18 protein-coding genes and 3 pseudogenes are annotated in these 21,342 nt (G+C 71.5%); 10 read left to right on the forward strand and 11 right to left on the reverse strand.

Annotated features, from left to right (window positions below):
- Positions 1-4: 4 nt before the first annotated feature.
- Together ACQ86J_RS02450 and ACQ86J_RS02455 are read left to right on the forward strand one after the other, a co-directional pair.
- Positions 5-1,621: a hypothetical protein gene (locus tag ACQ86J_RS02450; RefSeq protein ID WP_431269887.1), complete on the forward strand. Its 1,617-nt coding sequence runs from the start codon at positions 5-7 to the stop codon at positions 1,619-1,621.
- Positions 1,611-2,039, forward strand: coding sequence for a DCC1-like thiol-disulfide oxidoreductase family protein (locus tag ACQ86J_RS02455; RefSeq protein WP_431269888.1), 429 nt, complete (start codon positions 1,611-1,613; stop codon positions 2,037-2,039). Before ACQ86J_RS02450 ends, ACQ86J_RS02455 begins: the two co-directional genes overlap by 11 nt.
- Here the strand turns inward: ACQ86J_RS02455 and ACQ86J_RS02460 are convergent.
- Positions 2,026-2,328 carry a hypothetical protein gene (locus tag ACQ86J_RS02460; RefSeq protein WP_431269889.1) on the reverse strand — a complete coding sequence of 101 codons (303 nt, stop codon included), beginning with the start codon at positions 2,326-2,328 and terminating at the stop codon, positions 2,026-2,028. The genes ACQ86J_RS02455 and ACQ86J_RS02460 overlap by 14 nt on opposite strands.
- Before the next feature lie 311 nt (positions 2,329-2,639).
- On the opposite strand from ACQ86J_RS02460, the gene ACQ86J_RS02465 reads away from it, so the two are divergent.
- Positions 2,640-3,449 (forward strand): TauD/TfdA dioxygenase family protein, encoded by an 810-nt coding sequence (locus ACQ86J_RS02465; protein WP_431269890.1) that lies wholly within the window; start codon positions 2,640-2,642, stop codon positions 3,447-3,449.
- Positions 3,450-3,499: 50 nt separating this feature from the next.
- Positions 3,500-4,087: an NAD(P)H-dependent oxidoreductase gene (locus ACQ86J_RS02470; protein WP_431269891.1), complete on the forward strand. Its 588-nt coding sequence runs from the start codon at positions 3,500-3,502 to the stop codon at positions 4,085-4,087.
- Positions 4,088-4,146: 59 nt separating this feature from the next.
- Here ACQ86J_RS02470 and ACQ86J_RS02475 read toward each other — a convergent pair whose 3' ends face one another.
- The 10 genes and pseudogenes from ACQ86J_RS02475 to ACQ86J_RS02520 form a co-directional block, all read right to left on the reverse strand.
- A complete protein-coding gene (locus ACQ86J_RS02475; RefSeq protein WP_431269892.1) occupies positions 4,147-6,672 on the reverse strand; it encodes a cytosine deaminase in 2,526 nt (841 codons plus the stop codon).
- Complete coding sequence (locus ACQ86J_RS02480) at positions 6,669-7,448, reverse strand: ABC transporter permease (RefSeq protein ID WP_431269893.1); 780 nt, start codon at positions 7,446-7,448, stop codon at positions 6,669-6,671. Before ACQ86J_RS02480 ends, ACQ86J_RS02475 begins: the two co-directional genes overlap by 4 nt.
- Before the next feature lie 10 nt (positions 7,449-7,458).
- Positions 7,459-8,214 carry an ABC transporter ATP-binding protein gene (locus tag ACQ86J_RS02485; RefSeq protein ID WP_431269894.1) on the reverse strand — a complete coding sequence of 252 codons (756 nt, stop codon included), beginning with the start codon at positions 8,212-8,214 and terminating at the stop codon, positions 7,459-7,461.
- The gene (locus ACQ86J_RS02490) at positions 8,211-10,094 is read right to left on the reverse strand and encodes a glycogen debranching protein (protein WP_431272791.1); all 1,884 of its coding nucleotides are present in this window, start codon (positions 10,092-10,094) and stop codon (positions 8,211-8,213) included. The genes ACQ86J_RS02485 and ACQ86J_RS02490 overlap by 4 nt, the downstream gene beginning before the upstream one ends.
- A 56-nt stretch (positions 10,095-10,150) precedes the next feature.
- A pseudogene (locus ACQ86J_RS02495) lies at positions 10,151-10,366 on the reverse strand (hypothetical protein); the annotation flags it as partial.
- Positions 10,281-11,708: pseudogene (gene glgA, locus ACQ86J_RS02500) on the reverse strand (glycogen synthase GlgA). The pseudogenes glgA and ACQ86J_RS02495, both read right to left, overlap by 86 nt.
- A gap of 2 nt (positions 11,709-11,710) precedes the next feature.
- Complete coding sequence (gene glgC, locus ACQ86J_RS02505; RefSeq protein ID WP_431269895.1) at positions 11,711-12,982, reverse strand: glucose-1-phosphate adenylyltransferase; 1,272 nt, start codon at positions 12,980-12,982, stop codon at positions 11,711-11,713.
- A 29-nt stretch (positions 12,983-13,011) separates the two neighbouring features.
- Positions 13,012-13,104 (reverse strand): glycogen/starch/alpha-glucan phosphorylase, encoded by a 93-nt coding sequence (locus ACQ86J_RS02510; protein WP_431269896.1) that lies wholly within the window; start codon positions 13,102-13,104, stop codon positions 13,012-13,014.
- 115 nt (positions 13,105-13,219) lie between these two features.
- The gene (gene glgP, locus ACQ86J_RS02515) at positions 13,220-14,698 is read right to left on the reverse strand and encodes a glycogen/starch/alpha-glucan family phosphorylase (RefSeq protein ID WP_431269897.1); all 1,479 of its coding nucleotides are present in this window, start codon (positions 14,696-14,698) and stop codon (positions 13,220-13,222) included.
- Positions 14,691-15,613, reverse strand: a pseudogene (locus ACQ86J_RS02520) (glycogen/starch/alpha-glucan phosphorylase); the annotation flags it as partial. The gene glgP and the pseudogene ACQ86J_RS02520, both read right to left, overlap by 8 nt.
- A gap of 453 nt (positions 15,614-16,066) precedes the next feature.
- Between ACQ86J_RS02520 and ACQ86J_RS02525 the strand changes: the two are divergent.
- The 6 genes from ACQ86J_RS02525 (at position 16,067) to ACQ86J_RS02550 (ending at position 21,226) form a co-directional block, all read left to right on the forward strand.
- Positions 16,067-17,083: a sensor histidine kinase gene (locus ACQ86J_RS02525; RefSeq protein ID WP_431272712.1), complete on the forward strand. Its 1,017-nt coding sequence runs from the start codon at positions 16,067-16,069 to the stop codon at positions 17,081-17,083.
- Between the two features lie 153 nt (positions 17,084-17,236).
- The gene (locus ACQ86J_RS02530; RefSeq protein ID WP_431269898.1) at positions 17,237-18,454 is read left to right on the forward strand and encodes a CaiB/BaiF CoA transferase family protein; all 1,218 of its coding nucleotides are present in this window, start codon (positions 17,237-17,239) and stop codon (positions 18,452-18,454) included.
- A 262-nt stretch (positions 18,455-18,716) separates the two neighbouring features.
- The gene (locus ACQ86J_RS02535) at positions 18,717-18,929 is read left to right on the forward strand and encodes a hypothetical protein (RefSeq protein ID WP_431269899.1); all 213 of its coding nucleotides are present in this window, start codon (positions 18,717-18,719) and stop codon (positions 18,927-18,929) included.
- 107 nt (positions 18,930-19,036) lie between these two features.
- The gene (locus ACQ86J_RS02540; protein WP_431272713.1) at positions 19,037-20,164 is read left to right on the forward strand and encodes an aminotransferase; all 1,128 of its coding nucleotides are present in this window, start codon (positions 19,037-19,039) and stop codon (positions 20,162-20,164) included.
- On the forward strand, positions 20,161-20,310 hold the full coding sequence (locus tag ACQ86J_RS02545) for a hypothetical protein (RefSeq protein WP_431269900.1): 150 nt from the start codon (positions 20,161-20,163) through the stop codon (positions 20,308-20,310). Before ACQ86J_RS02540 ends, ACQ86J_RS02545 begins: the two co-directional genes overlap by 4 nt.
- Positions 20,288-21,226, forward strand: a complete 939-nt coding sequence (locus ACQ86J_RS02550) for an NAD(P)H-dependent flavin oxidoreductase (protein ID WP_431269901.1) — start codon at positions 20,288-20,290, stop codon at positions 21,224-21,226. Before ACQ86J_RS02545 ends, ACQ86J_RS02550 begins: the two co-directional genes overlap by 23 nt.
- Positions 21,227-21,342 lie beyond the last annotated feature (116 nt).

Here is a 21,342-nt window from a genome sequence, read left to right on the forward strand (position 1 = left end):
GACCATGCGTGCGCCGTCGGTGACGGTCACGCTGCCACTATCGATCCTGCTGCTCTCGCTGCTTGCCTATATGGCGGCACGCAAGGTCACGCTCTTCGCCGCGCATCAGTCGGAGGCGCATGCCTTCGCGCTGACCATCTTCTGCTGCGTCGCCGCGCTGCCCTTCATCGCGATCCGCTACGCCGACATCCCCTTCCTGCTGCGCGCCATCGTACGGGGCATCGGCATCGTCGTCTTCGTGCAAGTGCTGTTCGACGCCTTCGGCCCAGTGCCGCCGGCGCCGAACGTCATCCTGGGCGAGGCGAACGCGCATGCACTGTTCTTCCGCTGGGGCATGCTGGTCGCGGTGCTCGCCGGTGCCGTCGGCATGGCCAGGCCCGCCTTCCTGTTGCCGCTGTCCTACTACTACATCCTGTGGCGGCACCTGATCGGCCCGCGCACCGACATGTGGGTGACGGACACCGACTACTTCGCCATGCTCGACGGGATCACCTTCGCCACCATCGGCGTGCTGCTGATGGTGACGGCGACCAGCGACTGGACGCTGCAGCGCTTCCCCCGGCTTCGCAGCCTGATGCATGACATGCCGCCGGCGGTGCTGCGGCAGAAGACCGCCGGGTTGATCTGGGCCGTGGTGGTCGGCGCGCATCTCGGCAACTACTTCTGCTCGGGCGTCGCCAAGCTGATTGCCGGCGGGCCGGAGCCCTGGACCTGGCTGCTCGCCAACCCGACCCAGACCGCCATCGTCATCGGGCTGGAACGCGGCAACAACCCGTTGGCGACCTTTCCCTCGCTGCTGCAGGGCAGCTGGGACACCATCTCCAACTTCACGCTCGCCTTCAACTTCGTCGTGCTCGGGGCGCAGCTGCTCTCGCCCATCGCCATCCTGCGGAAGCGTTGGCTGCTGGGCTTCACCCTGCTGTTCGACATCTTCCATATCGGTGTCTACTTCACGCTCGGCGCGCTGTTCCACTTCTGGATCGCGGTCAACCTGATCGTCTACAGCTCGGCCTGGCGGCTGAAGGAATCCGACATCACGCCGATGATGAAGGCCGCCTGCGTCGCCGCCGCGCTGTTCGGCCACACCGTCTTCTACACCAACTTCCTCGGCTGGCTGGACGCCGCGCGGCTGGCGAGCCCGCAGTTCTACGCCCTCACCAAGGATGGGCGCGAGGTGTGGATGACGCCGACCTATTTCGGCATCTACTCCTACAGCGTCGCGCAGACCGCCATGTTCGTGCCGGAGGGGCATTTCCCGCACCGCATCGGTGGCAACCTTCACAACCTCGAAGACTGGCGGGATGCCTCCGCCTGCCTCGCCAGCCCGACGGCGACCCCGCAAACCGTGGGCGGCGCGACCTTCCATTCCGTGGAGCGGCTGGTGCGCGAAACGCACGACTTCATGACCCGCTACCCCGCTATCAAGAATCACAACCTCTTCTACTTCTATCCGCACCACATGCAGCCCAACCCCTGGGTCTTTACCGAGTTCAACAACCTGCGGATTGAAGACATCGTCGGCTATAAGTACGTGGTCGACAGTGTCTGCCTGACGCTGCGGGACGGGGCCCTGGTTCGGGACGTGAAGAAGCGCGCGGAGTTCCGGTTCGATGTCCGTTGACACGCTAGAGAAGACGGCGCCGCCCAGCGCGGGCGACGCCGAGGCGAAGCAGATCTGGGTCGTCTATGACGGGATGTGCCCCTTCTGCACCCGCTACGTCATGCTCTACCGGATCCGCCAGCTCGCGGAGAAGGTACACATGATCGATGCCCGCACCGACCATCCGGTGGTGCGCGAGGTGAAGGCGCGCGGCCTCAGCCTCGAGAACGGCATGGCGGTGAAGTGGAACGGCCAGTACTACCACGGCGCCGCGGCGCTGCATGTGCTGGCCCTGTTGGGCTCCGAGAGCGGCGCCTTCAACCGGCTTAACCGGCTGGTCTTCAGCCGGCCGAAGCTCGGCCGCTTCCTTTATCCCGCCATGGTGGCGGGCCGGCGGCTGACGCTGAAGCTGCTGGGCCGTCCGCCTATCGCGGACTGACCGGCAGCAGGGCGGCGGCGATCGCCGCCCATTCCGCCTCGAGGCTCGTCTCCGGGCTGCTCCGCCGGGCGCGGCGATACCAGTAACGCGCATTCGCCAGGTCGCCCTCCCGCCGGTGCAGGTAGGCGTGGACCCAGGCGCTCTCGGCATCCTCCCCGGCCTGGGCGGCGGCGTGGGCCGCATCCCAGTCGCCGCGCGCATCCCACCACAGGGCAAGGACCGGCCCGGCAAGGCCGGGCGGGGGCGTGGCATCCGCCGTGGCGGAGCGGCGCAGGGCATCCGGGGTCATCCGCAGGATCCTGCCGACACGAAAGGGCAGGCGCAAGCGCGCGGCCATACCGCCCGTTTTGCGTTCACTTATTGCGTTATTCTAACCAGCGGCCTGCGGCTGGTTGGTCCACCGTCAGTCGCAAGGCGTTCACCAAAGCGACTTGGACATTGCTTTAACTACTATTGTTAATAGTTATTTTTTTGATTTACGCTTGCAAATGGGATTGGCGGGTGCATTCTTCCGTCAACGACGTGGAACCGCTTCCGGGGCCACGCCGCCCTTTCCCGGTCCCTCCGGAGCCGTTGGCGATGACCTCCTTGCAGTCTCTCATGATCCCGCGTACCACCGGCATCTCGCTGCGCCCGCTCCATCCCAGGTTCGGCGCTGAAGTGCTCGGCCTCGACCTCGCCGCCTCCCTGCCCGCCCCGGCGCTGGAGGTGCTGCACGACGCGCTGATCGAACATGGCGTGCTGCTGCTGCGCGGCCAGCGCACGCTGCCGGATGCCATCGCGCGCGGCCTGGCAGCGCTGGAAGCGCCGCTGCTCGGCCAGGCGCTGCACCATTCGGCGCCCGCCCTGCCGCTTTCGGTCGGCGCGCCGGCCGACCTGCCGCCGCCCGGCCGCGCGAGCCTGCCCTTCTGGCATGCCGACCAGAGCTATGCCGCACAGCCAGCGCTGGCCTGTCTGATGCGCGCCAGCGCCGCCGCCGGGCAGATCGCCTTCACCGACCAGCGCCGCGCCCTGGCCGCCCTGCCGCCCGCGCTGCGCGACCGGCTCGGCCAGTTGCGCGCGGTGCATGCCAACCCGCTCGATCCCGGCGCCCGGGCGGAGCATCCGCTGGTCCGCAGCCATCCGGTGACCGGCGAGCCGGTGCTCTATGCCAATCCTGCCTTCACCACCCGCATCCTGAACCTGCCCGGGGCCGAGAGCCGCCGCCTGCTGGACCTGGTCTTCGCCGCCGCGACCGCCGAGGCGCTGACCTGGCGGCATGATTGGCAGGCCGGCGACGTGCTGATCTGGGACAACCGCAGCGCCCTGCACACCGCAAGCGCCGGCCCGGCGCTGGAGGCGCTGCGGATCGAGGGCGACCAGCCGGCCGGTGCCGCGGCGCTTGAGATGCCCTGGGTGATGGCCGGCTGACACCAGGCGCGCTACATGCTTGAAGCGGCCCGGTCAGTCCGGGGCCGCCGATGCATGTGCTGCTGATTGCCTGCCATCCGCGCGCCGACAGCTACTCGGCCGCGTTGCGCGACGCCGCGCGCGCCGCGCTGGAAGGCGCGGGGCACGTGGTGCGGCTCCGCGACCTGCATGCCGATGGCTTCGTTCCGGTGATGTCCGCTGCCGAGCACCGCGTCACGAACACCCCCGGCGCGAACGAGGCCTGGATCGCGCGCGAGGCAGCGGACCTCCGCTGGGCGGAGGCGCTGGTGCTGGTCTACCCGACCTGGTGGTATGGCATGCCGGCGATGCTGAAGGGCTGGTTCGACCGGGTCTGGCTGCCGGGGGTGGCCTTCCGCATCGGTCCCGGTGCGATTGAGCCGCTGCTGGTCAAGATCCGCCGCATCGCCGTGGTCACCACCTATGGCTCTCCGCTTTGGCTGCTCTGGTATATCGGCTGGCCCGACTATCGGGTGATGCGGCGCGGCCTGCGAAGGCTCTGCGCCAGGGATTGTCGGCTGGACTGGCTCTACATGACGCGGATGGACCAGCGGCCAAGGCCAGACCTCGACCGCTTCCTCGGCCACGTCGGCCGCTTCTTCGCGGGCTGGCGCACCTGACCGGCGGCCAGAAGAGTCGGGGCGGAAAGATGTTTCCTCCCCTAGCCCCTCCGTTCCTTTCAGCCCAGCGCCCGCTGCATCGCGGCGATCAGCGCATCCGCATCCGCCTCGTCATTGTAGACGTGGGGGCTGATCCGCATCCGGCCGAGTCGCGGCGCGACATGCACCCCCTCGGCCGCCAGCCGCTCGATCAGCCCCTCCGGCATGCCTCGGGGGAAGCCGAGGCTCAGCACATGCGGCGCCCGAACCCGCTCCGCCGGGACGGTGACGCCCAAGCCGCTGACGCCATCGGCGATCCGTCGGTTCAGCATGGCGAGATGCGCGGCGATCGGTGCCTGGCCCCATTCGGCCATCATCTCCATCCCGACCGCCGCCATCTCCAGTGAGATGAAGTGGTCGCGCTCTCCCATGTCGAAGCGCTTCGCGCCCTCCGCGAAGGACAGGTCGGCGAGATAGGGCGCCCGCTCGGCGGCGACGCCCTTTCGGGAATAGCTGGTCTGCTCCAGCGGCACGCCCTGCTGCCAGCGCTTCGCAACATATAGGAAGGCGCGGCCATAGGGGCCGAGCACCCATTTGTAGGTCGGGAAGATCAGGAAGTCGGGGTCGAGCGCCGCGACGTCGATCGGCAGGATGCCGGCATGATGGGTCGCATCCACCAGCAGCGCCGCGCCCTGTCTCCGCAGTGCCACCTGCACCGCGGCGAGGTCCACCAACCCGCCATCCGACCAGTGGACGGAGGAGATGGAGGCGAGCGCAACCGGCGGCGCGCCGGGCCGCTCGATCGCCGCCAGCAGCGCCGCGGTCCAGTCGCCATCCGGCCCGGGCGAGACGGCCTCGGTCTCGAAGCCGCCCTCCGGCGCGCGCTGCATCCACTCCAGCGTCGGCGCGCTGTGATCCTCCGCCAGCAGGATCACCCGGCTGCCGCGCGGCGGCTTCAGGTTCTTCGCCGCGGTGGCGACGCCGAAGCCGACCGAGGAGATCAGCGCGATGTCCTCGGGCGCCGCGCCGATCAGCGCCGCCGCGGCGGCACGGGCGCGGGCGATCTGCGCGGCATGGTCCGGCGCATTCCAATCCCAGGGCTGGGCCTTGCGCGCCACGCCGGCATGCCCTGCCGCCTGCACCGCCTTGGGCAGCGGGCTCCAGGAGGCGGCGTTGAGATAGGCGACCTCGCGCGGGATGTCGAAGGCGGCGCGTTGCGGGGCGAGCATGGGTCCCTCCGGGCTGGTTGCCCTCAGCCTGGACCGGTCCCCAGCACCGCGTCCAGGTCCCGGTAGTCCGGCGGCTCGGCGTCCAGCACCTGGCCGCGGCGCAGCACCACGCGGTCGGACTGCGGCCGGCTCAGCAGCTTCGGTCATGCCGCGGGCGCGGAACAGCAGCAGGTCGGCGGCGGTGCCGGGCTTCAGCCAGCCGGCATCGGCCAGCCCCATGGCGGCGGCCGGGGTGGCACTGGCGGCGCGCGGCCAGTCGCCGATGGGATGGTCGAGCTGCAGGATACGCGTCGCTTCGCGGTAGACCTCCACCATGTCCATGTCGCCATAGGCATAGAATGGATCGCGGGTGTTGTCGGAGGCGACGGAGACCGGCACGCCCGCGGCGCGCAGCTCATGCACCAGGGTCACGCCGCGCCAGCGCGGGGTCCGGCCGGGGACGCGGTCCTGCAGGTACATGTTGCACATCGGCAGGACGATGATGCTGACCCCCGCTTCGGCACAGGCCTTGATGGTTGCTTGCGCGAACTCCTCCGGCTGGAGCGAGAGCGAGCAGCAATGGCCGCACTGGATGCGCTGCTTGAAGCCGCGGCGGATGGCGGTGCGGGCGATCTCGATCAGCGCCCGGGCGCCGGTCTCGCCGCTCTCGTCGACATGGAGGTCGAGTTCGAGGCCGCGCGCCTCGGCAAGCGAGAAGAAATGGTCCAGCATCGGCTGGAAGTCCTCCGGCAGCGCATCATGCACGCCGCCGGTCAGCCGCGTGACCATGCCGAGGACGCCGCCCGACTCCGCCACCGTATTCGCCAGCAGTTCGCCATCCGCGCCCTGGAAACGGTCGAGCGGCGCGATCGAGCTGGCCTGCAGGGCGATCCGCCCGGCCCAGCGGTCCCGCAGCTTGCGGAAGACGCGCCAGGAGGCGGGGTCGCGCGGCGCGAAGCTCTCCAGATGGGTGCGGATCGCGACCGTGCCGTGGGCGTGAGCGGCGCGCAGGCTGAACTCGAAACGGGCCTCGATATCGGCGTCGGTCCAGCCCTCGCGGTCGGTGGCGCATCCGGTCAGGGCGCCGAGGAAGTCGCCCGTGGCATTGTCGTGCCGCGGCCAGATATGGCCCTTGTCCATATGGGTATGGCCATCGACCGGGCCGGGCCAGACCTGCCCGCCATCGAGGCTCGGCCCCTCCGTCGCGGTGCCGAGCGGGGCAATGGCGGCGATGCTGCCCTGCTCGACCTTGAGGTCGAAGCGGACCAGCCCCTGGCGGTCGACCGGGCCGGGCGCCGCGCCTGGGATAAGCGTCGCCGGTGCCCTGGCATCGCGCAGCCAGTAGCCCTGGCCCCCGGCGGCGATCGCCTGGCGCAGCCTGCCCATCGCAACGGTCATCGGCGGTCTCCTTGTCCCATCGCGCTCTCGTGCCAGCGCCGCAGCAGCAGGTGCGACAGCAGGCTCAACGCAAGAAAGATGCCGATGCCGGTCGCCGAGATCAGCACGAGTGCGGCGAACATCCGGGGGATCTGCAGCTGGTAGCCGGATTCGAGGATGCGGTAGGCGAGGCCGGAGGCCCGGCCCCCCGTCCCCGCCACGAATTCCGCGACGATGGCGCCGATCAGCGCCAGCCCGCCCGAGATCCGCAGCCCGGCCAGGAAGAAGGGCATCGCCGTCGGCAGCCGCAGCCGCCACAGCACCTGCCAGCGTGACGCGCCATAGAGCCGGAACAGGTCGAGCAGATTGTGGTCCGTGCTGTTCAGCCCGACCGTGGTGTTCGACAGGATCGGGAAGAAGGCGACGATCCAGGCGCAGATCAGCAGGGACAGCGTGACGTCGTCCACCCAGATGATGATCAGCGGGGCGATGGCGACGATCGGCGTCACCTGCAGGATGACCGCATAGGGAAACAGCGAAAGCTCCAGGATGCGCGACTGCGCGAAGAGCACCGCCAGCAGCAGCCCGAGCGAGGCGGCGATCAGCAAGGCGAGCGCGGTGATCTTCAGGGTCACCAGCAGCGCGGCCGACAGCGCCGGCCAGTCCCGCACCAGCGCCTCGCCGATCGCCACCGGACCGGGCAGCACATAGGGCGGGATGCCCTCGCCCGCACCAGCGATTCCCAGCCGCCGAGGACCAGCACGCCGATCGCCAGCGGGCCGAGGATGCGCAGCCAACCCTGCCTTCTCATGCCGCCATCGCCGCTTCCAGCGCCCCCGAGACCTCACGGCATTGCGCCGCGTATTCGGCCGAGGTGCGGAAGGCCTCGCCGCGCGGGTAGGGTGCCGCGACCGCCAGTTCGGCATGGACGCGCCCCGGCCGTGGCGCCATCACCGCGATGCGCCGAGCGAGGTAGACGCTCTCGAAGACCGAATGGGTGACGAAGACCACGGTGAAGCGCTCCGCCTCCCACAGCGTCAGCAGGTCGTTGTTCAACCGGAAGCGGGTGATCTCGTCGAGCGCGGCGAAGGGCTCGTCCATCAGCAGCAGGCGTGGCTTCGTCACCAAGGCACGGGCGATGGACACACGCATGCGCATGCCGCCCGAGAGCGCACGGGGATAGGCGGATTCGAACCCCGCGAGTTCGACGCGCGCCAGCGACTCGGCGGCGCGCCTGGCGGCCTCTCGCTTCGGCACGCCGGCGATCTCGAGCGGCAGGGCGACATTGGCCAGGGCGGTCGCCCAGGGCATCAGCGTCGGCTCCTGGAAGACGAAGCCGATGTCGCGCGGCCGCGGCTGGCCGCCCGGCCAGTCGATCCGGCCGCTGGTCGCCGCCGAGAGCCGGGCGATCATCCGCAGCAGCGTCGACTTGCCGCAGCCGGAGGGGCCGAGCAGCGCCAGGAAGTCGCCGGCCGCGATGTCGAGATCGATGCCCTGCACCGCCAGCGTGCCGGTCTCGTAGCGCTTGGCGATGCCGCGGAGCGAGACGAGCGGCGCGGTCACGCGCGGGCGCCTTCGCGCATCAACCGCCAGTCCCGCATCCCCGCCCCTTCCGCACCGCCATTCGCTGCCGGAACATAGGTCAGGCGGGGAATTCCGCCAGCAGCAGCACGCTGCGCGCGGCGAGCGCGGGCTTCGGCGCGCCGCCGCCGGCCGGATCGGCGCTGTCCGCAAGCACCTGCCAGGCGAAGCCGGGGCGCGGCGCGGGCAGGAGGAAGGGCGCGGCTTCCGCCCCGCCATGCAGCGCCACCAGCACGCGGTCGCCCGGCCTGCCGCCCCGCGCCGGCGCGTAGAAGACGGCAATCAGACTGCCGCGCTCCCGCATCGTGCCAGTCCATCCCCGCCCCGTCCGGCCGCTGCCAGGCAACATCCGGCAGGCCGGTCTCGTCCTGCGCCGCGCCGGTCAGCGGCGCATCGCCATGCAGCGCCGGGTGGGCCAGCCGCGCCCGCACCAGCCGGGCGGTGAAGTCCAGCAATCCCTGGTCCATCCCGGCCCAGTCGAGCCAGGAGACCGGGTTGTCCTGCGCATAGGCGTTGTTGTTGCCGCCCTGGGTCCGGCCGCCCTCGTCGCCCATCGAGAGCATCGGCGTGCCGCGCGCCGCGAGCAGCGTCGTCAGCAGGGCGCGCACGTCGCCGGCGCGGCGGGCCAGCACCGCAGGGTCGTCGGTCGGCCCCTCGACGCCGCAGTTCCAGGAATGGTTCTCGTTGTGGCCGTCATGGCCGTGCTCGCCATTGTCGTGGTTGCGCTTGGCGGTGAAGGTCACGAGGTCGGCCAGGGTGAAGCCGTCATGCGAGGTGACGTAGTTCAGGCTGTCGGTGGCCCGCCGCCGCGCCGGGCCGAAGATGTCGGCCGAACCGGCCAGGCGCGTCGCCAGCTCCGGCACCTGCCCGGCATCGCCGCGCCAGAAGCGCCGCACCGCGTCGCGGAACCGGTCGTTCCATTCCGCCCAGCCCGGCGGAAAGGCGCCGAGCTGATAGCCGCCCCAGCCGATATCCCAGGGCTCGGCGATGATGATCCGCTCCCGCAGCAGCGGGTCCTGCCGCATCGCCGCCAGCAGCGGCGCATTCGGGTCGAAGCCGGTGTCGCGCCGCCCGAGCGTGCGTGGCGAGGTCGAGCCGGAAGCCCTCCACCCCGCCGCCAGCACCCAGTGGCGCATCGCGTCCATCGCCAGCCGCAGCGGCCAGGGGCGGTCGAGCGCCAGGGTGTTGCCGCAGCCGGCATCGTTGGCATAGCGGCCATCCGGGCCGAAGCGGTGGAAGGCGCGGTCGGCCAGGCCGCGCAGCGACAGGATCGGGCCCTGCTCGTCACCTTCCCCGCTATGGTTGTAGACCACGTCGAGGATCACCCCGATCCCCGCGGCCCGCAGCGCGGCGACCGCGGCGCGCACCTCCTCCATCCCGCCCGGCGCCAAGCGCGGGTCGGGGGCGAGGAAGCCGACCGGGTTGTAGTTCCAGTGATTGTTCAGCCCGAGCGGCGGCAGGTGTCGCTCGTCGATCCCGGCGGCGACCGGCATCAGCTCGACATGGGTGACGCCCAGCGCCCGCAGATGCCCGATGGCCGCCGGGTGACCCAGCGCGGCGAAGGTGCCGCGGATGCCCGCGGGGATGCCGGGATGCAGCCGGGTGAAGCCGCGCACATGCAGCTCGTAGATCACCCGCGGGCCGGGCGCCTGCACCGGCGGCGGCGGATGGGCGCCGGGAACCGGCACCACCGCCTTCGGCACCCGCGGCGCGCTGTCGGCGCCCGGCGCGAACTGACTGGCATGCAGCAGGAAGGGCCGGTCGATCCGCTGCGCCCAGGGGTCCAGCAGCAGCTTCGCGGGATCGAAGCCGTGCTCCCGGGCCCCATGCGCCCGCAGCCCGTAGCGTGCGCCCGGCCCCACCCCCGCACATGGCCGTGCCAGACATCGCCGCTGCGCGCCGGCAGGCGATGGCAGGCGATCTGCACGTCGCGCGTCGCGTCGAACAGGCAGAACTCGATCGCGGTCGCATCCGGCGCGACGACGGCCACGTTCACCCCGGCCGCATCGGCGCTCACGCCGAGCGGCTCCGGCGCGCCCTCCCCGATCTCAGCCATCCGCCGCGACGATCGCCTGGAACAACGCGGCGTAGCGCGCGGCCGAGCGGCGCCAGGAGACGTCGCAGCCCAGGGCATTGGACTGGATGCGCGCCCACGCCTCCCGGTCGCGGATCAGGCCGATGGTCCGCTGCAGCGCGCTGGCCAACAGCGCGGCATCGCCCGGGGCGACTGCACCCCGGTCGCGCAGCCCGCGGCGAGCGCCACCTCATTCGCGTCGATCACCGTATCCGCCAGCCCACCGGTGCGGGCGACCACCGGCGGCGCGCCGTAGCGCAGCGCGCAGAGCTGGGCGAGGCCGCAAGGCTCGAAGCGGGAGGGCACGAGCACCGCATCGGCGCCGCCGTAGCTGAGCCGCGCCAGCCCCTCATCGAAGCCGATCACCGCGCCGACCCGGCCAGGATGTGCTGCCGCCGCACCGAGGCAGCGCGCCTCCAGCGCCGCGTCGCCGGTGCCGAGGATGGCGAGCTGCCCGCCCGCCTCGAGCAGCGCCGGCAGCGCGTCCAACACCAGGTCCATCCCCTTCTGCCAGGCGAGCCGGCCGACGAAGGCGAAGAGCGGTGCGGCCGGGTCGGGCGCGAGGCCGAAGCGGGCCTGCAGCGCTGGCTTGCTGGCCGCGCGCGGCGCCGGGTCGGCAGCGGAAAAGCGCATCGCCAGCGCCTTGTCCGTGGCCGGGTCCCACTCGGCCTCGTCGATGCCGTTGAGGATGCCGCTCACCGCATGGGCGCGGCCGCGCAGCAGCCCATCCAGCCCCATCCCGCCCGACGCGGTGCGGATCTCCGCGGCATAGGTGGGGGAGACGGTGGTGATGCGGTCGGCATACCAGAGGCCGGCCTTGAGGAAGCCGACGTTGCCGAAATACTCGAGCCCCTCCATCCGCCAGGCAGTGGCCGGCAGGCCGAGCCGGGGAAGAGCGCCGGCGGGAATTGCCCCTGGAAGGCCAGGTTGTGGATGGTGAAGACGGAGGGCACCCGGCGCGCCACCCCAAGCCGCAGATAGGCCCCGGTCAGCCCGGCCTGCCAATCATGTGCATGCACGGCATCGAAGCCGAGCGATGCCGCCGCCTCGGCCGCGGCGAAGCCGAGCGCGGCGAAGCGGATGCCGTTGTCCTCCCACTCCGCGCCGCCGGGCGCTGTATAGGGATTGCCCGGCCGGTCGAAATGCCGCGGCGCGTCCAGCACCAGCAGGTCCAGCCCCTGCACCTTCGCCTGGCGCAGCCGCGCCGGGCCGAACCGGTCCGGCAGGTCGAGCACCACGGGTGCCGCGCCGATCGCCGCCAGCACCGCCGGATAGCCCGGCAGCAGCGTGCTGACCGCGATCCCGGCGCCGGCCAGCGCGCGCGGCAGCGCCCCACCACATCCGCCAGCCCGCCGGTCTTGATCAGCGGAAAGCATTCCGAGGCGACCGCCAGCACCCGCAGCGTCATGCGGCGATCCGGTCGAGCATTGCCTGGGTGATCAGGCAGATACCCTTCGCCGAGCGGCGGAAGCGGGCGGCGTCGGCCACCGGGTCCTCCCCCACCACCAGGCCTTCGGGGATGCGGACGCCGCGATCGACGACCACATTGGTCAGCCGCGCCCGCCGGCCGACATCGACCTCGGGCAGCAGCACCGCGCCGTCGATCGCCGCAAAGGAATGTAGCCGGACCCCGGTGAAGAGCAGCGAATGCCGGGCCGTGGCGCCGGAGACGATGCAGCCGCCGGAGACCAGGGAGGAGATCGCCTCGCCCCGCCGCCCGTCCAGGTCATGGACGGATCTGGCCGGCGGCACGACCTCGGCATAGGTCCAGATCGGCCAGTCCTTGTCGAAGATGTCGAGCGGCGGGACCACGTCGGTGAGGTCGATATTCGCTTCCCAATAGGCATCGACGGTGCCGACGTCGCGCCAGTAGGGCGAGGTCTCGGCGGCCGAGCGGACGCAGCTCGCCTCGAAGCGGTGGGCGTGCGCAGTGCCCTCGGCCACCATGCGGGGGATGATGTCCTTGCCGAAATCGTGCGAGGAGGCGGGGTCCGCCGCGTCCCGCCGCAGCTCGGCGATCAGTACCTTGGTGTCGAAGACATAGATGCCCATGCTGGCGAAGGACTGGTCGGGCTCTTCGGGCAGGCCGGGCGGGTCGGCCGGCTTCTCGACGAAGCCCACGATGCGGTCGCTGTCGTCCACCGCCACCACGCCGAAGCCGCTCGCCTCGGCGCGCGGCACCTTCATGCAGCAGACCGTGACGCCCGCCCGCCGGTCGACATGCTGCTGCAGCATCACCTCGTAGTCCATCTTGTAGACATGGTCGCCGGCCAGCAGGACGATGTGGCGCGGCCCCAGGTCCTCGATGATGTCGATGTTCTGGAACACCGCATCCGCCGTGCCGAGATACCGATTGTGCTCGGAGACGCGTTGGCTGGCGGGCAGGATGTCGAAGCTCTCGTTCCGCTCCGGACGCAGGAAGTTCCAGCCGCGCTGCAGGTGGCGGATCAGGCTGTGCGCCTTGTACTGGGTGGCGACCGCCACCCGGCGGATGCCGGAATTGATGGCGTTCGACAGGGCGAAGTCGATGATGCGCGACTTGCCGCCGAAGAAGACCGCCGGCTTGGCCCGGCGGTCGGTCAGCTCCATCAGCCGGCTGCCGCGGCCGCCGGCCAGGACGAAGGCCATGGCGGTGCGGGCGAGCGGCCCCTCGCTGCGCGGACGTGTGTGCGGCATGGCCTTGATGTCCCCCAACCGGCGCCGGGTCAGCGCCTGACCGGCACGCCCCAGATCTCGCTGGCATAGTCGGCGATGGTACGGTCGGAGGAGAACCAGCCCATCCGGGCCGTGTTCAGCACCGCGCTCCGCCACCAGGCGCCGCTGTCCTGCCAGCGGAATCGACGCGCCGCTGCGCCTCAAAGTAGCTGTCGAAATCGGCGCCGACCATGAAGTAATCGTGCCCGCGTATCGACGCTATGAGGTCGCGGTAGCGCCCGGTCTCGTCGGGGAGAAGACGCCGGATTCGACCGCCTCCAGCACCTCGCCCAGCCGGGGCGAGGCCTGGACCGAAGCAGCGCCATGGCTGCCGTCATGCCGCCGCGCCTCCACCTCCTCGGTGGTCAGGCCGAAGATGAAGATGTTGTCGGCGCCGACATGCTCCAGCATCTCGACATTGGCGCCGTCCAGCGTGCCGATGGTCAGCGCGCCGTTCAGCCCGAGCTTCATGTTGCCGGTGCCGGAGGCCTCCATCCCCGCGGTCGAGATCTGCTCCGACAGGTCGGCGGCGGGGACGATCATCTCGGCCAGCGAGACGTTGTAGTTCGGCAGGAAGGCGACCTTCAGCCGGTCCCGCACCGTGGGGTCGCCGTTCACCACCCGGGCCACGTCGTGTGCCAGCTTGATGATCAGCTTGGCGCGGTGGTAGCTCGCCGCCGCCTTGCCGGCGAAGATCTTTACCCGTGGCGCCCAGTCGAGGTGCGGCTGGGCGCGGATCGCATCGTACAGCGCCACCGTCTCCAGGATGTTCAGCAGCTGGCGCTTGTATTCGTGGATGCGCTTGATCTGCACGTCGAACATCGCCGAGGGATCGACCCGCAGGTCGAGCTGCTGGCGGATCAGCGCCGCCAGGGCCTCCTTGTTGGTCCGCTTCACCGCGGCGAAGCGGTCGCGGAAGCCGGCGTCCTCGGCGAGCGGGGTCAGCCCCTCGAGCCGCGTCGCGTCGTCCAGCACGGCGGGCCCCGACGCTTCCACCAGCAGGCCGGTCAGGCCCGGGTTGGACTGCTGCAGCCAGCGGCGGAAGGTGATGCCGTTGGTCTTGTTGGTGATGCGGTCGGGCGCGATCGCGTGGAAATCGCGGAAGACGGTCCGCTTCAGCAGGTCGGAATGCAGCGCCGAGACGCCGTTGACCTTGTGCGAGCCGACGAAGGCGAGATGCCCCATCCGCACCCGGCGGCCGTGCCCTTCCTCGATCAGCGAGACCGAGGAGAGCAGGCGGACATCGCCATGATGCGCGGCGCGGACCGCGTCCAGGTGATGCGCGTTGATCAGGTAGATGATCTGCATGTGGCGCGGCAGCAGCCGCTCCATCAGCGGCACCGCCCAGCTCTCCAGCGCCTCGGGCAGGAGGGTGTGGTTGGTATAGCTGATCGACCCGCGGGTGATCGCCCAGGCCTCGTCCCAGGGGATCGCGTGCAGGTCGACGCAGATCCGCATCAGCTCGGCCACCGCGATCGCCGGATGGGTGTCGTTGAGCTGGATCGCCACCTTGTCCGGCAGGGAGCGCAGGTCCCCATAGACCCGGAGATGGCGGCGGACGAGGTCCTGCAGCGCCGCCGAGGTGAAGAAATATTCCTGCCGCAGCCGCAGCTTCTGCCCGGCCGGCGATTCTGTCGGAGGGGTAGAGGACCTTGCTGATCGCCTCCTGCCGCATCCGGTCGGCGAGCGCGCCGACATGGTCGCCGAAATTGAAGGCCTCCAGCTTCAGCGGGTCGAGCGCCCGGGCCGACCAGAGCCGCAGCGTGTTCACGTGCTCGCCGCGCCAGCCGACCACCGGGGTGTCGTAGGCCACCGCCTGCACCGTCTCGCCGGGGTGCCAGACATGGCGCATCTCGTCCTCCGAGACCCGCACCGCCTCGACGCTGCCGCCAAAGCCGATGTCGTGCGAGATTTCCGGCCGGGCGAATCCCAGGGGTTGCCGAACTGCAGCCAATCCTCGGGGTATTCGTGCTGCCAGCCCTCACGCAGGATCTGCCGGAACAGCCCGTGCTCGTAGCGGATGCCGTAGCCGAAGGCGGGAATTGCCAGGCTGGCCAGGCTCTCCATGAAACAGGCCGCGAGCCGGCCGAGGCCGCCATTGCCGAGCGCCGCGTCGGGCTCGGCCTGGCGCATCGCGTCGAAATCGACGCCAAGCGGCGCCAGGGCTTCCCGCAGCGTGTCGACCAGCCCGAGATTGCTGACATTGTCCCGCAGCAGCCGGCCGACCAGGAATTCGAGGCTGAGATAGTAGACCTGCTTCTCGCCATGCTCGTAGGCGGCGCGGGTCGCCTCCAGCCAGCGGTCGATCACCCGGTCGCGCACCGCCAGGGCGGTCGCCAGGAACCAGTCCCGGTCACGCGCGCCGCTTCGGCTCTTGCCCATGTCGTAGGTGAGCTTGCGGACGATCGCCGCGCGGAGGGCGGCCGCATCCATGGCCGTATCGGTGGTCGGGATCGAATCAGTCACCGGTTCGCGCTGCCTTTCGCTCATGCGGCGCGGCGGCCGCGGTCGCAGGGTGTTTGTGCCCGAAGGTGCCAGGCGGTTGAAGCGAAACCGATCCTGGTTGACGGATCCTTGGGCAATTGCGCGCAAACCGGCGTGAAGCCCACCCATTCCGGGCAAGCTCTATTGTTACGATATCGAATATAATTCGCTGCTGGTGGCAAATCGGGAAGATGACTCATGAGATCATGCATTTAGGTCAAATTTCGTTCCGGATTCTCCTTTGCCTTAATCTAATCGCGATATAGTGATCTCACAACGGGCGCCACGGGTAGCAGCCAGATCATGCGATCTCGACCAGTCCCACCCCGCCATGGGCGAGAGGGCAGCGAGAAATGACCATGTCAGTCAGCCTGGCCGGATGGCCGGTCTCGCCGATGCCTTGACGCCGCTTCTCGTGGCCCGCCAGCCGGCGCCGCAGCGGGCTGGCTGCGTCAGTCTCTCTGCCGACTACGCCGATGAGCGCGCCTTCGGCCTCGCCCGGTCCCGCAGCCATGCGGCCCCCTCGACCTGGCCTGGCCGGTCGCGCCGCCGGAGCCGCCCGGTGATCCGGTCGTCGCGCTGCTGCGGGGCGATGCGGCACCCGCAAGCCTTGCCCACGACCGTGCCGCCCTTGCCCGGGCGGTGCCAGACGCGGGCCTGGCACTTCGCCTGAACGGCCAGCCCGAACAGCTCGGGCAAGCACCGTCCCCACCGGTGACCGGGGACCTGTTCGGATGGCTGGAGGAGCGGCAGGCGCCGGGGGTGCTGGTGCTCGACAGGCTGCCGGCCGAAGCGCCGCTCCGCGGCCGGCTGCTCGCGATCTCCCTGCCGCGCGCGCCACGCGATTGGGCGATCTGGCTGCGCCCGGCCACGGCGCCGCGCTGGAGCCGGGCGGAGATCGCCGCCGCCACCGGGCTCCGCACCGCCTGGCTGGAGGCCGCGCTGGCGCAGGCCGAGGCGCGGACGGCGGAAAGCCAGTCGGCGCGCTCGCACCAGGCCTTCGTGATGGCCGAGCTGGACCATCGGCTGAAGAACATCCTGGCCAATATCCAGGCCCTGCTGCGCCACAGCCGTCGCCGCGCCGCCGGCGGCGTGCTCGATGGCGACGCCTTCGTCCGCGACTTCGAGGCGCGGCTGCACGCGATGGCAACGGCGCACAACCTGCTGCATGCCAGCCGCTGGGAAGGTGCCAGGCTGCGCCCGCTGATCGCCGAGGAACTCGGCCCGCATGCCGACGGGCCGGGCCGCGGCCGGGTCGCCGCCAACGGCCGCGACCTGGTGCTGCGGCCGCGGGCGGCGATGTCGCTCAGCCTCGCCTTGCATGAGCTGGCGACCAATGCCGCCAAGCACGGCGCGTTGTCGGTCGCGGACGGCACGGTGACGCTGCGATGGCGTCGCACCCAGTCCGGCTTGGTGCTGCAGTGGGCCGAGCATGGCGGCCCGCCGGCGGCACCGCCGACCCGGCGCGGCTTCGGCCTGACGGTGATCGAGCGCAGCCTGGCCTATGAGCTAGGCGGCTCCGGCCGGCTGGACTTCACCGCGCTCGGCCTGCGCTGCAGCATCCGGATCCCGCTCGAGCACATCCTGCCGGTCGCCTGAGCCGGTCACCGCGGGGCGCTTCCGCGCGGCGCCGCCTGCTTTAGCCTCGCCCCCAGCGTGGCCCCTTCCGCTCTGCCGGTCGGGGCCGCCCAGCAGGACGGGGAGCGAAGCGAGGATGGTGCCGCATTGCCACAGGGCCCGGGGTGGCCGCGCATGAGCGCGCCCGCCGGCCCGACCACCGCCGCAAGCGGGCCGCTCGCCGGCATCCGCGTGCTCGACCTCACCGCCGTGGTGCTCGGGCCGCTGGCGACCCAGACGCTCGGCGACTGGGGCGCCGAGGTGATCAAGATCGAGACCCCGACCGGCGACCTCGTGCGCAACTCCGGCGTCTTCCGCAACCGCGGCATGGCCTCGGTCTTCCTCGGGGTGAACCGCAACAAGCGCTCCGTCGCGCTCGACCTGAAGACGCCGGAGGGCGCCGAGGTGCTGCGCCGGCTGATCCCGACCGCCGATGTGCTGGTCACCAATATCCGACCCGCCGGGATGGCGCGGCTCGGCTTCGGCCCCGACGAGTGCAAGGCGCTCAATCCGCGCATGGTCTTCGCCGTCGCCACAGGCTTCGGCCAGGACGGGCCGCATCGCGCCCGCCCGGCCTTCGACGAGATCATCCAGGCCGCCTCGGGCCTCGCCGACATCGTCGGCGAGGAGGACGGGCAGCCGCGCTTCGTCCCCTCCCTCGTCGCCGACAAGATCACCGGCATGGCGCTGGTCTCGGCCGTGCTCGCCGCGCTGCTGCACCGCGAGCGCACCGGCGAGGCGCAGCTGGTGGAAGTCCCGATGCTCGAGACCATCACGGCCTTCGTCGCGGTCGAGCACCAGGGCGGCCATGCCTTCGACCCGCCGATCGGCACCCCCGGCTACGCCCGCCTGCGCCACCGCAAGCCGGCGCCCACCAGGGACGGCTGGATGACCCTATTGCCCTATACCGCGGCCCATTGGCGGGCCTTCTTCACCGAGGCGGGGCGGGAGGAGCTGATCGAGCAGCTAGGCGTCAACGACCCGGTGACGCGCAACGCCAATATCGACAAGGTCTATGCCGCGGTCGCGGCAATCGCCCTGGGCCGCACCACCGCCGAATGGCTGGCGGTCTGCGAGCGGCTCGACATCCCGGCCACCGGCTTCTCGACCATCGAGGACGTGCCGGAGCATCCGCATCTCAAGGCGGTGGGGATGTTCCAGCCGATGGACCACCCGAGCGAGGGCGCGCTGCGCATGGCGAAGCCGCCGACCCGCTTCGCCGCGACCCCGGCTGGCATCCACCGCCACCCGCCGAAGCTCGGCGAGCATACCGACGAGGTGCTGGCCGAGCTCGGCTACGACGCCACGGCGATCGCCGCTCTGGCGGAGAAGAAGGTCATCCGCCGGGGCTGACCCGGGCGCCTGCCCCGCCGGGCCGAAGGGCGGCGCCGCCGCCCGCCGCCCCTGACCGGACCGCCATGGCGGCCTCGCCCCACCCCGGGCGGGGCTGCTGCCTTGTGTGGCATCGCACAGCGATCCCGCATTCGCCGCCCTATCCCTCTGGACGGGATCGGCGCAGCCGTCCGCTCGCGGGAAAAGCGACCAACCTCACGATTCCGTGTTGACAGACCACACGAAAAGTTTAAAGTATACTCTATTAGATTTGAGGTCCCCGATGTTCGCGGCCCTGGCTTCTCACTCCAGCATTACCCTCCTCCCGCGCAGCCGCCCCTCGCTGCCCGGCGCAGTCCGCCGCGGCCTCGCCGGCCTGGCCGGGCTGGTCCGCCCGGACCGCTACCGGCCGGAACGCCATTACATGCGCGGCGGCAACACCGAGGGCAGCCGCAATCTCGCCCTGGCCCGCGGCCGCATCGCCGGGCGCGGCTGAAGCCCGCCGCAGCCCGTCTGGACGACCAGCTCTCCAGGTGAAAGGGTCGGGCGCATGCCCGACCTGCCGTCCCTCTCCCCCGACTCCGCGCCACCGCCGAACCGCCGATCCCCGCCGCCCGCGCCTGGGCGGCGCGCTATGCAGGCGCCGCCGGGCCGATGATCGACCTGACCCAGGCGGTGCCGGGCTACCCGCCCCACCCGGAGCTGCTGGCGAAGCTGGCCGAGGCCGCCGGCGGCCGCGCCGCCGCCGGCTACGGCCCGATCGACGGCGACCCAGCGCTGCGCGAGGCGCTCGCCGCCGATGCCTCCGCCGCCTACGCCGCGCGGATCGAGCCCGCGGACGTCGCGATCACCGCCGGCTGCAACCTCGCCTTCTCCATGGCCATGGCGGTGATCGCCGGCGGCGGCAGCGGCGGCGTGATCCTGCCGGTGCCCTGGTACTTCAACCACCGCATGGCGCTCGAGATGCAGGGCATCCCCGCCATCCCGCTGCCCTGCCGCGCCGAGGACGGCTTCCTGCCCGACCCGGCGCGGATCGAGCCGCTGCTGGCGGCCGGGGCCCGCGCCCTGGTGCTGGTCTCGCCGAATAACCCGACCGGCGCCGTCACCCCGCCCGCGGTGATCGAGGCCTGCGCCGCGCTCTGCCGCCGCCACGGCGCCTGGCTGGTGCTGGACGAGACCTACCGCGACTTCCTGCCCCAGGCGGCCACCCCGCCGCATGCGCTGTTCCAGGACCCGGCCTGGCGCGACGGCGTGGTGCATCTCTACAGCTTCTCCAAGGCCTATTGCGTCCCCGGCCACCGCGTCGGCGCGATCCTCGCCGGCCCGGCCTTCAGGGCGGAGCTCGCGAAGGCGCTCGACACCCGGCAGATCTGCCCCGCCCGCCCGGCCCAGGCGGCGCTGGCCTGGGGCGTGCCGGCCCTGGCGGACTGGCGCGCCGGCAACCGCGACCTGATGGCCGACCGCGCCGCCGGCTTCCGCGCCGCGGTCGGGCAGCTGCCGGGCTGGCGGCTCGACAGCCTCGGCGCTTACTTCGCCTATCTCCGGGTGCCGGAGGACGGGCCGGACGCCCTGGCCGTGGCCGAGCGCCTGGCTGCCCAGCGCGGGCTGCTCTGCCTGCCCGGCCCCTTCTTCGGCCCCGGCCAGGATCGCCATATCCGCCTCGCCTTCGCCAATGCGGCGCTGGACGCGATCGCCGCGATTCCGGCCCGCCTTCAGGGAGCCGCCGCATGACCGCCCGCCGCCGTGCCGAGGATTTCTGCGCGCGCTTCGGCCTGCGCGCCCCCATCCTGATGGCGCCCATGGCCGGCGCCTGCCCGGCGCCCCCTCGCCGCGGCGATCGCCTCGGCCGGCGGCATGGGCGGATCTCGGCGCGCTGATGTCCTCCCCGGCGCAGATGCGCGACTGGGCCGCGCAATCCGTGCCGCCAGCAACGGCGCCTTCCAGGTGAACCTTTGGGCGCCGGAGCCCGCGCCGCGGCGCGACGCGGCACATGAGGCGAAGGTCCGCGAGACGCTCGCCGCCCTGGCCGGCGCCGAGGTGCCCGATCCCGGGCCCGGCCCCTTCGTCCAGGACTTCGCCGCGCAATGCGAGGCGTTGGTCGAGCTGGCCCCGCCGGTCGCCTCGACCATCATGGGGCTCTTCCCGCCCGAGGTCGTGGCGCGGCTGAAGGCGCGCGGCATCGCCTGGATCTGCAACGCCACGACGGTCGCCGAGGCCCGCGCCGCCGAGGCGGCCGGGGCCGATGCGGTGGTGGCGCAGGGCGCCGAGGCCGGCGGCCATCGCGGCACCTTCGAGAATGCCGCGGCCGAGACCTCCCAGGTCGGGCTTTTCGTCCTGCTGCCGCAGGTGGCCGATGCGGTGCGCATCCCCGTCGTCGCCGCCGGCGGCATCATGGACGGGCGCGGCATCGCCGCGGCGCTGACCCTCGGCGCCAGCGCGGTGCAGCTCGGCACCGCCTTCCTGCGCAGCCCGGAGGCGGCGATCCACCCGGCCTGGTCTGCGGCCATCGCGGCGACCGCGCCGGAGGACACCGTTCTGACCCGCGGCTTCTCCGGCCGCCTGGCGCGCGGCATCCGCAACCGGGTCACCGAGGCCTTCGCCGGCGATCTCCGCCCGGCGCCCTATCCGGTGCAGCGGGCGCTGATGGTCAAGGTCCGGGCGGCGGCGGAGGCGGCCGGCGATGCCGCCCGCATGCAGGCCTGGGCCGGCCAGGGCGCGGCGCTGGCCCGGGCCGAGCCGGCGGGCGAGATCGTCCAGCGGCTCTGGTCCGAGGCGGGCGGGCTGCTGCCCTGAGCGACAGGGCGCACAACGATCCGCCCGCAAGGGCCTGACATTTCCGCGGCCCTGGCGAACGAATCGGTCCAGCAGCGTTCCCATGCCAGCACCGCAGCAGGAGCCGCAGGACCGCC

Source organism: Dankookia sp. P2 (assembly GCF_050632255.1).
Taxonomy (GTDB): domain Bacteria; phylum Pseudomonadota; class Alphaproteobacteria; order Acetobacterales; family Acetobacteraceae; genus Paracraurococcus.

Coding starts and splice junctions, on each gene's coding strand:
- ACQ86J_RS02450 (WP_431269887.1), top strand. CDS start 5: ATGCGTGCGCCGTCGGTGACGGTCACGCTGCCACTATCGATCCTGCTG.
- ACQ86J_RS02455 (WP_431269888.1), top strand. CDS start 1,611: ATGTCCGTTGACACGCTAGAGAAGACGGCGCCGCCCAGCGCGGGCGAC.
- ACQ86J_RS02460 (WP_431269889.1), bottom strand. CDS start 2,328: ATGACCCCGGATGCCCTGCGCCGCTCCGCCACGGCGGATGCCACGCCC.
- ACQ86J_RS02465 (WP_431269890.1), top strand. CDS start 2,640: ATGATCCCGCGTACCACCGGCATCTCGCTGCGCCCGCTCCATCCCAGG.
- ACQ86J_RS02470 (WP_431269891.1), top strand. CDS start 3,500: ATGCATGTGCTGCTGATTGCCTGCCATCCGCGCGCCGACAGCTACTCG.
- ACQ86J_RS02475 (WP_431269892.1), bottom strand. CDS start 6,672: ATGACCGTTGCGATGGGCAGGCTGCGCCAGGCGATCGCCGCCGGGGGC.
- glgC (WP_431269895.1), bottom strand. CDS start 12,982: ATGCCGCACACACGTCCGCGCAGCGAGGGGCCGCTCGCCCGCACCGCC.
- glgP (WP_431269897.1), bottom strand. CDS start 14,698: ATGTCGGCGCGCTCGCCGACCGGATGCGGCAGGAGGCGATCAGCAAGG.
- ACQ86J_RS02530 (WP_431269898.1), top strand. CDS start 17,237: ATGAGCGCGCCCGCCGGCCCGACCACCGCCGCAAGCGGGCCGCTCGCC.
- ACQ86J_RS02535 (WP_431269899.1), top strand. CDS start 18,717: ATGTTCGCGGCCCTGGCTTCTCACTCCAGCATTACCCTCCTCCCGCGC.
- ACQ86J_RS02545 (WP_431269900.1), top strand. CDS start 20,161: ATGACCGCCCGCCGCCGTGCCGAGGATTTCTGCGCGCGCTTCGGCCTG.
- ACQ86J_RS02550 (WP_431269901.1), top strand. CDS start 20,288: ATGGGCGGATCTCGGCGCGCTGATGTCCTCCCCGGCGCAGATGCGCGA.